Consider the following 14,222-nt stretch of genomic DNA (forward strand, 5'->3'; position numbering starts at 1 on the left):
CTGACCATACATCTTCCTAAAGTTTTGGTGCGAACCACAAAAATCCAGCGGCTGCCACGAGGGCCAGGAAGAAATACAACGCTGGGAGTTCCTTCTGCACCAACACCTGCTCTCCACTCGAATCGCCGGTCGTCGACACCAACTGATTTTGCTCGCGCTGTGCGTTTTGCCGCAGCGAATTCCAACTTCCCTTTTCACTCACGTAATAATGAAGCGAAGACGCGTCCGTTTGAAGCGAGTGCCAGCCCGGTGTTCCAGCCCAGAGCTGTCCATGCCACGCATCGTCCAGCCGTTCGTCTTCCCGCAGCGGCAGCTGGGTCGTGTCGGCGAAAAGAGTTGGATTAGGTTGGGATGACAGTAGGGTTGTTTGCAAGGGTTCGTCGGTGTACCACGGAAAGGGTGTGGTGATTTGTATGGACGATGCCTGCGTGGCGCGACGCGATAATTTTTCGATCACCGGCGACCAAAACGCGCCATAGCCCACGGAGTCGCCGGATAAAGTCATGCGATAAGTTTCCTGGAGCAATTGAAATCCAAGCTTGCCCGCTCCGGAGAAAGCATACCCGGTCAGTATGCCACTCTTGTTTTGCACGAGCGATTGAACCGTGGAATTATTTTGGAGGCGCGCCGGTAGCGCGGGTAATGTGATGGCTTTGCCTTGCAAGGCAATGGTGGCGCTATCCGTTTTTACCGGTGTGAGGATGAAAGGGAAAAGATCGTCGGGTTTGGTCTTCGTGGCGTGGGGTAGGATGAGGACCCCCAGTCCCGCGTGAACGGACGCTTTCAGAATATTCTTCTCACCGGCGGAGAGTTTTTGTAAAGCGCCGTCATCCATGATGAGAAGATCTGTTTCCTCAAGCACATCATGTGTAAGCCGGTTGATCTGGGTCGGTTGCCGGTTGGCGAACTCGAAGCGGAAGATCTTTTGGGAGAGCTGGTAGCGCAAGGTGAGTTTGTGGCCGGCATGCGCCAGATAATTCTTCAGGTATTGCGTTTCGAAGGTTGGAAAGTCCTGGATGAAGAGCAGGCGTAAGGGTGCGTCGGCCTCGACATAGACGGGAAGTTTTTCCTCTTGCCATTTTTCAGTACTGTCTCTTACGGCCAGCGTGTACAACCATTCGCCTTTTTGCTTTGGGGTGAACGATAGTTGGAATGATCTTGGCCCCGGTCCTTCCACCAGCACCGAGTCTTCTTTTTCGTTAGGACCTTTTATGGCGATCCATTTTTTTCCAGGCGTTGCACAATAGAATGTTCCCTGAACTTGTGCTGGATGATGCGCCAACACGGGCTGGGCAACCGACAACGACGTGATGCCGGCGGTGGGTTGGTTTGGGATGAAGGTGAACGTTTTGTTATCGAGTAAATCCAGATCGGTGGCCGGTAGGCCTTCGCCTGTCACAAAACGGAGCTGATCGCCTCTGATGGTCAATTCATGATCGGCAAGAGGGGATGATTTTTTGTAGGGAGCTGCTCCCGTCAAATGCCACAATTGCAAGTCAGGATAATGTTGGAGGAGGCTATCGACTTTCCCTTTCTCGTATCCAGGGGTCAACAATAGAATGGATGAATTTTTTTTGGACGTCACAACCGGTCGCAAAAACAGGCTTGCGGCCATTGCCATCATCACGATCACGGCAATCCAGCGCAAAACGAGGAAGCGGTTTTTGCGTTTCCATTCCAGCCACAGAAACAACAGCGTCAACGGAATCAGCAGCGCGGCGAGGAGCGCGGGCGATACGAGGGCATGGAACGTGATCATGACTTTCATTTTTGTTTCAATGCCTCCATGCTCTTTAAGAAACGTTCATCCAACGCGTGGACGGACCGGGTGTGGGATTGGGGTGAGGCCGCCTCTTTGGGAAGCACCTGCCACAGCGAAGCGCGTATGGCTTCAACGGCGGCGGATTGCTGAGCAGGCTCGATCTCGTTTTCGGAAAGTCTTTTCAATAGCGACAAACTTTTCAGGTAACGCCCCGGCTGGGCGATGGCGACTGCCGAGAGCTCTTGCCCTGCCTTGAGGAAATCGTTTTTGATATCGGGTGTGACGACCACCTTGCCGGTTTGCAACATGTGCTCCAACAGCGCGGCAGCTTTTCGAATATGTGGATACGTTTCCGGTTTCGAAGTGGACTTTTCGGCTGTAGCGTTTTTCAATTCGGTTAAATCGCCGGTCAGTCGTTTTTCTTCTTTCAAGGGCGGCGGATCAAATCCTGTGCGATGGACATAGATGCGCGAGTCCTGGCTGATCTCTTTCAACAGCTTGAGGGCTTTGTATTGATAGGGCAGTGATTTTTCCGGGTCGTAGAGACGCAGGTGCAATTCGGCGTCCCACATCACGGTGATGGCTGCCTTCAATTTCGAGCGTATCGACTGGGCGAAGAACGTAGCCTCGTCCTCACTGTCGTGGGCGTGGGTATAGGCTTTCACGGGATCGTCTTTGTCGTCGCCACCATGGTCGTGATGATCCTGGGTGGGGGCTGACTTTTTCTCCTCTACGAGATTGTGTTCGTTCTCCGTGTCGTGCACGTGGCCGTATTTTTTGGTCACGTCTTCTTCGTGGTCGTCATCACTGGGAAGGGCGGCCTGCGGACCGATGCCGGACTCAAATTCTTCACCCAGAAATTCTCCGTAGCGGAGGCGGAGCACTTTCTGGTCGTAGGCCAGTTCGTTGCTTCGGGAATTGAAGACTTCCTTGGTGATGTTCTTTTTTTCTTTCAGCAACTTCTCGCTGTCGATGATGATCTGTCGCTGGCTCCGGAAATAGTCGGGCATGAGGTCCACGCCCAGACCCGGGTCGATGGACGTGGTTTGTTGCGTCGTGTCTTGCAGCGCGATAAAGAATGTTTCCGTGCGCGCCTTGTTGGGTTGGGGTGCTTTATTATCGAGGGCTTCGACGTAGAAATACAATTCATCGCCGGGATCGAGTCCAAGCTTCACCAGGTCGATGGTCCGGTTGGCACGGAGGGATTTGCCGGAGATCTTGTCCGGTTTGTCAAAGCGCAATTTTTCCTCCCTGAATTTCACAGACTCACCACTCCCTTTGCTGACGGTGGCAATGATGTAGGCGTCATTTATATGATAGTCGTCCGACAGCGTTGATTGTAGGTTGACCTTCAACTTGTCGGTCAGGCTTAGGGTGATGAACTGATCCAGGTTTTCTACCGTGATGACGGGTGGCTGGTCGCGGATGGTTTCCACGGTAAAATAGTCAGAGTATTTGACGGAACCATCTGCATTTCTCCAGGCGATTTGGTAAAAGGCCGTTTCTGTGAATTGCTTCTGTATGGAGTATTCGCCGCTTGCTGTAGTGGCAAGTTTCACGCTATCGTGCGTGGAGAAGATCATCTTGGCGTCCGTTACTTTTTCGGTGAAAGCAATGTTCCATTGGATGTTCGTTCCTTCCGGTACGCGAAGATTGAACGTCTTCACGGTTTGCTTTGGAATTCCCGTATAGGAAGGCGGGGTGAACGTGATGGCTGCACTGCGAATGGCGGCCGGCAAAACTTCTTCCGGTGATGTGCCGGTTTGTGCGTTGCGGGTAACGGTCGCCGCTTCTCTCGATATTTTGTGTTTTCCGGCAAACCCCATCGACACAAACGCGATCAGTGCACTAAGGGCAAAAACTCCCAAGGCTTGTAAAAGCTTGTGTGGGAGTTTTACGGAAGGGTAGAGGATCTCAAATTGGCGAAGGCTTTTTATTTTTTGAAGTTGCTGCAAGGAGGTGAGGCCTTCGTCCTCACGCAGGAACAGATCGGCACTTTCTTCCAATTGGGGATAGTGCTGGTTCATATAATGGATCACACCGGCTTCTGAAATTTGCCAGAGGCCGAGTTGAACGCTTCGGACGATGAAACAGCTTAAGCCGGCTGCTCCTGCCAACAGCCAAAGACCGGACAGGGGAAGGACAAACCAATATGCGACGGCATAGGTGATCAGTCCTTCGGCTAAGGCCAGCAACAATGCTTCCGTCACGCGGATCATTCTGTATTTCCGCTTCAGGCGAAGAAGATGATATCGTGCCTCCTTTGCGCTCATTGATTTCGTTTGAAGGCCACAAGCCTTTCGGTTAATAAAACAGCCATAAAAGCAAAGGCCAGCAGGGGAGAGGGATTATGTTGACCTGCCGGTGCTCCCGCCCACAGCCCATCCGTGGTGGTTTCGGTTGACCATTGTGAGGTTTCGGGCTGCGTTCGCCGGTCAAATTTTGGATCGGTTTCCGGTTTGGTAAGGATGACATTGGCCAGTTGCCAGGGAAGTTTTTCCTGGAGGGCGATTTCTTCATTCAGCCGCTTTGTGATGATCCATGTTTCTGATCCAGCCTTGCCCGGTTGCCGCGATAGCAGTGGGCCATGTTCACCCGTTTCCGGTTTTAGAATGATTTGACGAAAGGGCGTTCCTTCTGGTAGTTTTTCCGGCGAAAGCCAAACGAGCCAATCAGCTTTTGATGCTTCCGGAATATCCTTGAGCTTATATTTTTGCCACTGGATATACGTTGGTATGGATTCTTTCAACGCCTCTAACGACGCCGTCAGAATCATTTGATCGTAACCAAATTCATCATAGCCGACGATGGCCAGGGAAACCGTGTCCGGGGCATTGATGTGAACGGAATCATTGCCCAGGTGAAAGTATCCACTCGGCGACGCGATTGCCTTTACCGTTTCAAAGTGCGTCTCACGAGGTGTTGATACTCCTTTTCGAATCGAAACCGAGTCGCTCGCAAGTCTAATGGCTTGTAGCGGAAACTCTGTTGGTTCGGGCGTAACGGTGACCCATCGTATGTTCGCCGGCAGCGTTATGCGTTTACCTTTAAATCCCGATAGGTAATTGTAGGAAAGGACGACTGCCTGCTGCAGCGATTTTCTCTTCAACAGATCCACGGCCGACCAGTAGTTGAGCCGTTCTGTTGTTGCACTGTCAAGCGAGGGAAAGCCTTTCGCCAATTGCTTCAATTCATAGCCTTCTTTTTTCAAGCTATCGCTAAGTGAAGAAAACCGGGCGTCGTTCTCCAGGCCGGCTTCCACCACCAGCCATTTTTTTTGATGGCTCCCCGAAGCGTTGAATTGCAATCCGCTCAACAGGAACACCAACAAAGCAATGGCCAGGCAACGCAACGCGAGCAACAGCACTTCATTTAATCGCAGGCTTTTGAATTGTTTGGTTGTGGAATCTTCCAGGTACCGGATGCTGCCCATGCGAACCACCTTGCCCTCCTTACGGCTCAGCAAGTGGATGCCGATCGGGATCAGTAATCCCGTCAAACCCCAAAGCCATATCGGGTGGGCGAACATCATCAGCGGATCATGGTTTTACGTACTTTCAAAAAATCGCGTAAGGTCTTTTCAAAGGGATCGCCCATGGAAACCAGTTGATAGCTGATCTGCTTTTCCAACATCCACATGCGCGAGCGACGGATCCAGTCCTTGATGCGCGAAACATATTGCTCTTGTTGTTGTACGGTATCGACCTTTACTTGTGCACGGGTTTCCAGGTCTTGAAAAGTGAAGGAACCTTCCTGGTCGAGCTCCATTTCGTGGTGCCCCATCAGATGAAAGACGATCACTTCGTTGCGGGGTGTTTTCAAGCGCGAAATGAAATGTAGCAGGTCTTCGCCGTCGTCGTAAAGGTCGGTGAAGAAAATGATCAACTCCTTGCCATGATGATCAAACAGTTGCTCCAACCCGTTGTCTTTTTTCCAAGTGCCTTCGCTTTTTATGTGAATCAGTGCGTTGATAAAGCGGATGAATTGCTGTTGCTCAAAACGTGGTTGTACGGTGTTGAGGACCTTGTTGTTGACTGTATACAGTCCGAACGTATCGCTTTGCTTCCGGCAGAGATAGGCTAACGCGGCGGCGAGCACATTGGTATATTGGAGTTTGCTCACACCCGCTTCGGTGTACGCCATGGAGTGGCTGGCGTCGATAATAAATTTGACCGTGATGTTGGTCTCAATTTCAGCCTGCTTGATGTAATACCGTTCCGATCGTGCATACATCTTCCAGTCGAGCTGTCGCAGATCGTCGCCCGGTTCATAGCTGCGGTATTGGCTGAACTCCTGACCCGCACCGACGGCCTGGCTTTTGTTGCTGCCGCTCATGAATCCCTCCACGATGATACGAGCCACCAGTTCGAGGCCGTTCACCGTGTTGAGGATCTCGGGTTTCAGCAAGTCTTTGATCTGCCGGTTCACGATTTTTTAGATTCGGTTGCTTTTTACGCTCGCTATGTTTTCAAACAATTTCGCCGTTACCTGGTCGGGTGTCACACCTTCCGCTTCAGCCTTGAAGTTCATCAGGATGCGATGACGCAACACGGGGTAAGCCACTTTCTGAATGTCTTCCAGCGTGACGGCAAAATTGCCGTGCAGCAAGGCCCGCGCTTTTGCCGTTAAGATCATGGCCTGACCGGCGCGGGGACCTGCTCCCCAGCGAACCCACTCGTTCACGAAGGCGACTTCGCTTTGGCCGGGACGGGTGGCGCGAACGATGCGGCTTACCACTTCGATCAGGTCGGAGTTGATGTGCACTTCACGAACCAGACGCTGGGCTTCTAATATTTTACTTCCTTCAATTACTTTTTGAACAGGATTGCTTTTTCTTCCGGTAGTGCTCTCCAGGATGGCGCGCTCTTCTTCTGCTGTCGGATAATTTATTCTCACGTAGAGCAAGAACCGGTCGAGCTGTGCTTCGGGCAATGGAAAAGTCCCCGCTTGTTCAATCGGATTTTGTGTTGCTAAAATAAAGAACGGCCTTTCCAACGGATAGGTAATTCCCCCGTAGGTCACTTCAAACTCCTGCATCGCTTCCAGTAAAGCGGCTTGTGTTTTTGGCGACGTGCGGTTGATCTCGTCGGCCAGGATGATGTTGGAGAATATCGGCCCTTTGTTGAATTTGAAAAAACGTTTCCCTGTGGTGTGATCTTCCTCTAGGATCTCTGTGCCGATGATGTCCGTAGGCATGAGGTCGGGAGTGAATTGAATTCTTCTGAACTTCAAATCGATCGCATCCGACAGCGTACGGATCATGAGGGTTTTCGCCAGGCCGGGCACGCCCTCCAGCAGCGCATGTCCGCCGGCGAGGAATGTGATCAACAGCTGGTCGATGGTCTCTTCCTGGCCGACGATCACTTTTCGTATTTCCTGCTTGAGGGCATTCAGCTTGCCGATGATCTCCTGTACGGTTTGCTCGGTGTTTTTCAGATCCTGGGTCATATCAGTAAAATGTCTAAACGTTCGGTTTTGTTTTCTTTTGTTGTCAACGCATCATGGCATACATCACGATGTTCACACTGAAACGCGTATTGTCAATTTTGTAAAATCGTTTGTTCCTGAAATCGTAGTCCCACTCACAGCCATAATCCTTGTTGCTATACAACACCCCGATCCGGCCGTTGATCTCGATCGCCTTTAAATAGTCATGTACAATGTCGTCTCCCCAGCCATTCAATTCTTGCGACGTGGTGGGCGGTCCGTCGAACTGAAAGAACATGGAATAGATCGGGTGATGATTCGGTATTTTCTTCAAGGCATTGGCGCCGAAGATCCGTTCCATTTGTCCTTCAAATGATTTTGAAAAGAGCCCGTCGATGTCGTGGTTACAGTCGTCGACAAAAACAAACCCGCCTTGTCGCACATAGCGTTCAAAGTTTTCGCGTTCCTGCTGGGTGAACTCCACCAGCTTATGACCGCTCAGGTAACAGAAGGGGCACTGAAAAATGTCGGTGCTGCTGAGGGGCACAATATTTTCCTGCGTGTCCACGGGCAAGGTCGTGTACTCAATGAGTGAGTTCAGCAAGTTGGCCGGCATGCGCTGATCAACATCCCAGTCGCCCGACTCATACTGCAGGCGTGTAAAGAAAAATTTGTTCGCGTCGCGCATACGATAATCGTGCAATTTGCGGGTTTCTTTTGGCATCACCACTACGAAATTATACAAGCGGGAACGGGGGATCAGGGATCGTATGGATCAACTTCCCCGAACACGATTTCGCCGGATATCAAAAGAAAAAAATCCCCGGCGTGATGGCCGGGGATTTGTTCATAAGCATAGAAGATATTATACCGCGTCCGACAAACTCGAGAACGTGAAGTCCCGGATCTTCATGGGCGGAATGAGGTAGTTCACGTTCGACTCCACGCTCACCGTGCGCTCAACCTTACCCAACTCTTCCAGATTGTTCAGCATGATCACGGGGCTTTCGTTGAAGCGGAAGTTCTTGATTGGGAATTTGATCTCACCATTCTCGATGTAGAAAGTTCCGTCGCGGGTTAACCCGGTTAGCAGGAGGGTTTGGGGATCAACGGGGCGGATATACCATAGGCGTGTTACGAGAATGCCTTTCTTAGTGCCCTTTATCAATTCCTCAAGGGACTTCGTTCCACCTTCCATGATCACCCCATCGGGGCCGGGGATCGCTTTCACGCCTTTCTTCTCAGCCCAGTAGCGGGAGTAAGTAAGATTCTTTATAACGCCTTTTTCGATCCAGCTCACTTTTTCCTGCGGTCTTCCATCGCCGGCCCAGGTGCTGGTAGGCAGCTCTGGGTTGAGCGGATCGGAATACATGTTCACCCGTTCGTCCACCAGCTTTTCGCCAAGGCGGGTTTTGCCACCGGGTTGGCTGAGGAAGCTGCGGCCTTCGTCGGCCTGGCGTGCGTCGAGACCGAAGAAAATGTTTTCAAGAAGTACGGCGGCTGCGGCGGGCTCCAGGATCACGGTGTACTTTCCGGGCTCAATGGCGCGGGCGGTCGCGGACTTCAAGCCTTTGTCGGCGGCGATCTGGGATGCCTTTTTCGTATCGAGTTTGGTGAAGTCATTGTAGCCGCGCGTTGCATAGCCCGAACCTTTACCATCTTCCGTGCGCATGGTGATGGAAAAGTTCACGCCGGTCGATGTGTTGTAAGCAAAAAGTCCCTTGCTGTTCATCATCGCGTTCATGGTGGTCGTGTCTTCCATGAAGCCGGCAGCTACTGTTTTTGTATCCTTGGCTACCTGCAGGCTTTGCGCCACGGCATCGGCCCGTTGTTTGGGAGTGATGGCCGCGGTGGCCGGCACGAACATCACGGGCTCTGCATACTTTTGCGGCCCGAGGAAAGAAACAAACTCCGGATTTTCGGGTGCCAGCTGCGCCAACTCTTCGGCGCGTCTGACAACTTTTTCCAGCGAAGCATCATCAAATTCGTTGATGGTAGCCACCCCGAGTTTCTTGCCATAGGCGGAAGAAACGACCAGTGTATTGGTGCTGATGCCGCCACTGGTGGAGACCGAATTGCGTGCATACCGGATGTTGCCCGTTATGGTGCCGGTGAGGTTGATCTCGCATTCGTCTGCTTTTGAATAGCTCAATACTTTTTTCAATAAAGCCTGAGCTTCGTCTTGTGTGAGTAGTGGCATAGGTTATCCGATTTTACGTGATGTATTGATGACGTTAACTCCGTTGAAGCGTGTCGTGGACGAGCCGTGCGACACCGCGCTAACCTGTTGAGGTTGTCCCTTTCCGTCAAAGAAAGATCCGCCCAGGCGATAGTCGCTCTGATCGGCAATGCCGACGCACGAGTTCCAGAATTCCTGGGTGTTGGATTGGTAGGCCACATCTTTCAACGGACCCGCGATCTTTCCATCCTTGATCTCATAATACAGCTGTCCGCCAAACTGGAAATTATACCGTTGCTGATCGATGGAGAACGATCCGTCGCCGATGATATAGATTCCTTTTTGAACGCCTTTGATGAGGTCATCAATACTCTTCTTTTCTTTGCCGGCCTGCAGCGAGATGTTGGCCATGCGCTGGAACTGAACACTGCTCCAGTTGTCGGCATAGCAACAGCCTTGTGAGGCAGGCAATCCCAGGATGTGCGCCTGGTCGCGGATGGCCTGGTAGCTAACGAGTGTGCCGTCTTTGATAACATCCCACTGACCGCACTTCACGCCTTCATCGTCATAGCCTACTGCGCCCAGTGAACCCACTTGCGTCTTGTCCGCTACAATGTTGACGAGCTTGCTGCCATAGTTGAATTTTTTGGATTCCCACTTGTCCAGCGTCAGGAAGCTGGTGCCGGCGAAGTTGGCTTCGTAGCCGAGCACGCGATCCAGTTCGGTCGGGTGACCGGTAGATTCGTGGATGGTGAGCCACAAGTGTGAAGGATCGAGGATCAGATCGTATTTACCAGGCTCAACGGATTTTGCTTTGATCTTTTCGCCCGCTTGCTTGGCGCCTGCCCTGGCATCTTCCAGCATGTCGTAGCGTCCTTTGTACAGCGTGGTCACGCCTTGGATTTTATCTTGCGGACGGGCGTATAAATATTCATAGCCCATACCCATCGGTGCACTCAACGCATTGCGCGTCTCGAACTTTCCGGTGGCGGCATCGATCTTCGTGATGAAGAACGTGGGCCAGATGCGATGAATGTCCTGGTCGATGTAGGAACCGTCGGTGGATGCAAAGTACTTCTGCTCGTTCACCATAAAGAGGAACGAGTTGATGTAGTCGGCGCCGCCCTTCATGGCTTCGGCATTCACGCCCAGCAGCAGATCAACTTTTTCCTTGATGGGAACCTCGAATGCATTTTTTTCGATGGGTGCCTTCCAGCTCACTTCGCCATAGCCTTTTTGAGGAGCGAGTTGAACGGGTTCGGTCAGTAGACGCGAGTTTTCTTTGGCGATGGCCACGGCCAGCTCTGCGGCTTTGGCAATGCTGTCTTTGTCCAACTTGTCGGTGGCGGCAAAGCCCCAACTGCCCTGGGCCACCACGCGAACGCCGAGGCCGTAGGATTCCGTGTTGACAATGTTTTGCACTTTGTCTTCACGGGTGATGACGAATTGGTTGAGGTAGCGACCAATACGCACGTCGGTGTAGGTTGCTCCTTTGGCGCGGGCTGCGTTGAGCGCGACGTCGGCCATCTGCTTTTTCAGGGCCACGTCAACCGTTTCCAGCGCTCTTTCCGGAGCGATGGGGCGACCCATGCCGGGAATGGCCGATAACATGGCCGCTGTCGTGCCCATGCCGGTCAGGTAAAGAAAGTCTCTTCTTTTCAAAGTTTAAGGGTTTAGAGTTATTCGTTATGAGCTTTATCGAAAAGCAATATCCAAAAGTTTTGCAAAATTCAATCTTTTGGGATGGTCCCCCCGTAATTTTTTGTTTGGACAATACCACAAAATCCGGTATAAAAAGAAAAATCCCTGACGATTATCAGGGATTTCTATCGAAGTACTAGATGACTAAACGGCGTCCGACAAGCTGGTGAACGTGAAGTCGCGCAGCTTCATGTAGGGGATGAGGAAACTGGCGCCGCCCCCGGGACCACCGTCCACGTCAACCCTCACTTGCTTGCCCAACGTCTCCACATTGTTCAACATAATGACCGGGCTTTCGTTGAAGCGGAAGTTCTTGATGGGGTGCTTCACTTTGCCATTTTCAACAAAGAACGTGGCGTCGCGCGTGAGGCCGGTGTAGAGTTGGGTCTGGGGATCCACCGCACGGATATACCAGAAACGGGTGACCAGGATGCCTTTCTTCGTGTCCTTGATGAGGTCCTCCAACGAAGCGTTGCCGCCTTCCATGATGGCATTGCCGGGGAACGGCACGGGAGCAACATTTTTATTAGATGCCCAATAGCGGTCATAGAACATGTTGGCCACCGTTCCGTTTTTGATGATGTCCATTTTCTTGCGCGCCTGGCCATCGCCCGACCAGGGAGAAGCGGGAACGTCGAGGTTGAACGGATCGGTGTAGATCGTCACGCGCTCGTCCATGATCTTTTCGCCCATCTTAGTTCCACCGCCTTTTTTGGCGAGGAAGCTGCGGCCTTCATCGGCCTGGCGTGCGTTCATGTTGAACATCATGTTGCGGATCAATTCGGCAGAAGCGGCGGGCTCCAGGATCACCGTATATTTTCCGGGCTCGATGGCTTTGGCCTGGCGTGATTGTAAAGCTTTGTCAATGGCAATGCGCGAAGCCTCTGCCGTGTCGAGCTTGCTCACGTCGTTGAAGCTGCGGGTCACCCAGCCTGAACCGGTGCCGTCGTTGCTGCGCATGGTCACGGTGAAGTTCACGCCGGTGGATTGGTTGTAGGCAAACAATCCCTTCGTGTTCATCATCGACGCGAAGCTGTAGTTGTCTTCGAGGAACCCCGCGGCGGTGACATCTTTCGCGATGGCAGGGTTGATGCTATTGGCAGCGGCTTGTGCACGATATTCAGGCGTGATCTTCGCCGTGGACTCGAAATAGGTTTTCGATTCGCCATAGGTTTGCTGTGGAAGGGGCTCCATGAACTCGGGGTTCTCGGGCGCCAGCTTGGCCAGTTCTTCCGAACGGCGCACTACTTTTTCCAACGACGCGTCATCGAATTCGTTGATCGTTGCCACGCCCGACTTCTTGCCGAAGTTGGACTGCACGATCAGCGTCACGTCGCTGTTCTCGCCGGCCGTGGAAACACTGTTGCGGGCGTAGCGTATATTGCCTCCGTTGGTGCCGTTCAGGTTCACCTCGCAGGCGTCTGCTTTGGAAAAGGCGATCACCTTCTCCAATATTTTTTTCGATTCTTCTTTTGAAAATATAGCCATGATGCTGTTGTTATAGGTTAGGGTTAAAGAGTTCTTCCGGTATTGATCACATTCACGCCGTTGAAGCGCGCGGTTGCCGAACCGTGCGATACGGCGTTCGACTGCGCGGGTTGGCCCTTGCCGTCGTTGAAGGCGCCGTTCATACGGTAGTCGCGATCATCGCAAACCTGCACGCACGAATTCCAGAACTCCTGCGTGTTGGATTGGTAGGCCACGTCTTTCAACATGCCCGCGATCTTGCCGTTCTTGATCTCGAAGAACAACACACCACCGAACTGGAAATTATAGCGCTGCTGATCGATCGAGAAGGAACCGTCCTTCACGATGTAAATACCCTTCTCCACGCCCGCGATCATTTGGTCTGGCGTGAGTTGTGTCTTGCCGGGTTGCAGCGATACGTTGGCCATGCGCTGGAATTGCACGTCGCGCCAGCTTTGTGAATAGCAGCAACCGTGCGATTCGCCTTGCCCCAGGATATGAACCTGGTCGCGAATGGCCTGATAGTTCACGAGCACGCCGTCTTTCACCAGGTCCCATTGCTTGGTCTTCACACCTTCGTCGTCATAGCCGACGGCACCGAGAGAACCGGGCTGAACTTTATCGGCCACAAAGTTCACGGCTTTGCTGCCGTATTGGAAGGTCTTCGATTGTAATTTATCCAGTGTGGCAAAGCTGGTTCCCGCATAGTTGGCTTCATAACCCAACACGCGGTCCAACTCCAACGGGTGACCTACCGATTCGTGGATGGTGAGCCACAAGTGTGAAGGCTCCAACACGAGATCGTATTTTCCGGGTTCTACGGATTTAGCAGAAATCATCTGTTTGGCCTGCTCGGCAGCAAACGTAGCGTCTTCGACGATGTCGTAGGACTTGTTGTAGAGTGTGATGCCTCCGGGGCCTTGGATCTTATCTTGTGCCTTGCCGTCCATGTATTCATACCCCATGCCCACGGGTGCGCTGAACGCAGAGCGTGTCTTGAACTGGCCCGATGCCTTGTCGATCATCGTGACCTGGAAGTTGGGCCAGGTGCGGTGAATGTCCTGGTCGATGTATGAACCTTCGGTGGATGCAAAATATTTTTGTTCGTTCACCAGGAACATGATGCTGTTGATGAAGCTGGCGCCTTTTTCCATCGCTTTTGCGTTGGCGTTCAGCAGCAGGTCGGCTTTTTCCTTGATGGGAACCTCAAAGCCGTTTTTCTGGATCGGTGTTTTCCACGACACTTCGCCATAGCCTTTTTCGGCCGCGAGCTTTACGGGTTCTTTCTGGAATTTTGAATTCGCTTTCGCGATGCCGACAGCGCGTTCGGTGGCCTTCTTGATGCCATCGGGTGTCACTTCGTTGGTGGCTGCAAAACCCCAGGTGCCGTTCGCGATCACACGAATGCCCACACCGTAGGATTCGGTGTTGCGCACGCTTTGCACTTTGTTTTCACGGGTGATGACAAACTGGTTCAGGTAGCGGCCGATGCGTACGTCGGCATAGGTTGCTCCATTGGAGCGGGCCGTGTTGAGGCCTACATCCGCCAGGCGTTTTTTCTGCGACACGTCCAGGCCAGGGATGAGGAGTTCCTCCGCGGTGATGGTGTTTGCCAGTGAAGTCACGGGGAGCATCAATGCACCCGCGCCCATCCCGGCCAATTGAATAAAGTCTCTTCTTTTCATA

10 protein-coding genes are annotated in these 14,222 nt (G+C 52.4%); all 10 read right to left on the bottom strand.

What is annotated here, in order from left to right; all coding sequences use genetic code 11:
- Window positions 1-16 precede the first annotated feature (16 nt).
- The 10 genes from D4L85_RS17750 to D4L85_RS17795 all read right to left on the bottom strand — a co-directional run bounded on the left by D4L85_RS17750 (window position 17) and on the right by D4L85_RS17795 (window position 14,221).
- Window positions 17-1,768: a hypothetical protein gene (locus tag D4L85_RS17750; RefSeq protein ID WP_119755558.1), complete on the bottom strand. Its 1,752-nt coding sequence runs from the start codon at window positions 1,766-1,768 to the stop codon at window positions 17-19.
- Window positions 1,765-4,035 carry a hypothetical protein gene (locus tag D4L85_RS17755; protein WP_119755559.1) on the bottom strand — a complete coding sequence of 757 codons (2,271 nt, stop codon included), beginning with the start codon at window positions 4,033-4,035 and terminating at the stop codon, window positions 1,765-1,767. Before D4L85_RS17755 ends, D4L85_RS17750 begins: the two co-directional genes overlap by 4 nt.
- Entirely contained in the window at window positions 4,032-5,294 is a 1,263-nt protein-coding gene (locus D4L85_RS17760) for a BatA domain-containing protein (protein ID WP_119755560.1), read from the bottom strand. The genes D4L85_RS17755 and D4L85_RS17760 overlap by 4 nt, the downstream gene beginning before the upstream one ends.
- Window positions 5,294-6,190 carry a DUF58 domain-containing protein gene (locus D4L85_RS17765; RefSeq protein ID WP_228450520.1) on the bottom strand — a complete coding sequence of 299 codons (897 nt, stop codon included), beginning with the start codon at window positions 6,188-6,190 and terminating at the stop codon, window positions 5,294-5,296. The genes D4L85_RS17760 and D4L85_RS17765 overlap by 1 nt, the downstream gene beginning before the upstream one ends.
- A gap of 6 nt (window positions 6,191-6,196) precedes the next feature.
- Window positions 6,197-7,210, bottom strand: coding sequence for an AAA family ATPase (locus D4L85_RS17770; protein WP_119755561.1), 1,014 nt, complete (start codon window positions 7,208-7,210; stop codon window positions 6,197-6,199).
- A gap of 43 nt (window positions 7,211-7,253) precedes the next feature.
- Window positions 7,254-7,913, bottom strand: coding sequence for a DUF4159 domain-containing protein (locus tag D4L85_RS17775; protein ID WP_228450521.1), 660 nt, complete (start codon window positions 7,911-7,913; stop codon window positions 7,254-7,256).
- A 141-nt stretch (window positions 7,914-8,054) separates the two neighbouring features.
- The gene (locus tag D4L85_RS17780) at window positions 8,055-9,389 is read right to left on the bottom strand and encodes a TldD/PmbA family protein (RefSeq protein ID WP_119755562.1); all 1,335 of its coding nucleotides are present in this window, start codon (window positions 9,387-9,389) and stop codon (window positions 8,055-8,057) included.
- Window positions 9,390-9,392: 3 nt separating this feature from the next.
- Entirely contained in the window at window positions 9,393-11,030 is a 1,638-nt protein-coding gene (locus tag D4L85_RS17785; protein ID WP_119755563.1) for a TldD/PmbA family protein, read from the bottom strand.
- 183 nt (window positions 11,031-11,213) lie between these two features.
- Window positions 11,214-12,557: a TldD/PmbA family protein gene (locus D4L85_RS17790; RefSeq protein ID WP_119755564.1), complete on the bottom strand. Its 1,344-nt coding sequence runs from the start codon at window positions 12,555-12,557 to the stop codon at window positions 11,214-11,216.
- 23 nt (window positions 12,558-12,580) lie between these two features.
- Window positions 12,581-14,221: a TldD/PmbA family protein gene (locus D4L85_RS17795; protein WP_119755565.1), complete on the bottom strand. Its 1,641-nt coding sequence runs from the start codon at window positions 14,219-14,221 to the stop codon at window positions 12,581-12,583.
- Between the last annotated feature and the right edge of the window lies 1 nt (window position 14,222).

Origin of the sequence: Chryseolinea soli (genome assembly GCF_003589925.1) — a bacterium.
Taxonomy (GTDB): Bacteria; Bacteroidota; Bacteroidia; order Cytophagales; family Cyclobacteriaceae; genus Chryseolinea; species Chryseolinea soli.

Coding starts and splice junctions, on each gene's coding strand:
- D4L85_RS17750 (WP_119755558.1), bottom strand. CDS start 1,768: ATGAAAGTCATGATCACGTTCCATGCCCTCGTATCGCCCGCGCTCCTC.
- D4L85_RS17755 (WP_119755559.1), bottom strand. CDS start 4,035: ATGAGCGCAAAGGAGGCACGATATCATCTTCTTCGCCTGAAGCGGAAA.
- D4L85_RS17760 (WP_119755560.1), bottom strand. CDS start 5,294: ATGATGTTCGCCCACCCGATATGGCTTTGGGGTTTGACGGGATTACTG.
- D4L85_RS17770 (WP_119755561.1), bottom strand. CDS start 7,210: ATGACCCAGGATCTGAAAAACACCGAGCAAACCGTACAGGAGATCATC.
- D4L85_RS17775 (WP_228450521.1), bottom strand. CDS start 7,913: ATGCCAAAAGAAACCCGCAAATTGCACGATTATCGTATGCGCGACGCG.
- D4L85_RS17780 (WP_119755562.1), bottom strand. CDS start 9,389: ATGCCACTACTCACACAAGACGAAGCTCAGGCTTTATTGAAAAAAGTA.
- D4L85_RS17790 (WP_119755564.1), bottom strand. CDS start 12,557: ATGGCTATATTTTCAAAAGAAGAATCGAAAAAAATATTGGAGAAGGTG.
- D4L85_RS17795 (WP_119755565.1), bottom strand. CDS start 14,221: ATGAAAAGAAGAGACTTTATTCAATTGGCCGGGATGGGCGCGGGTGCA.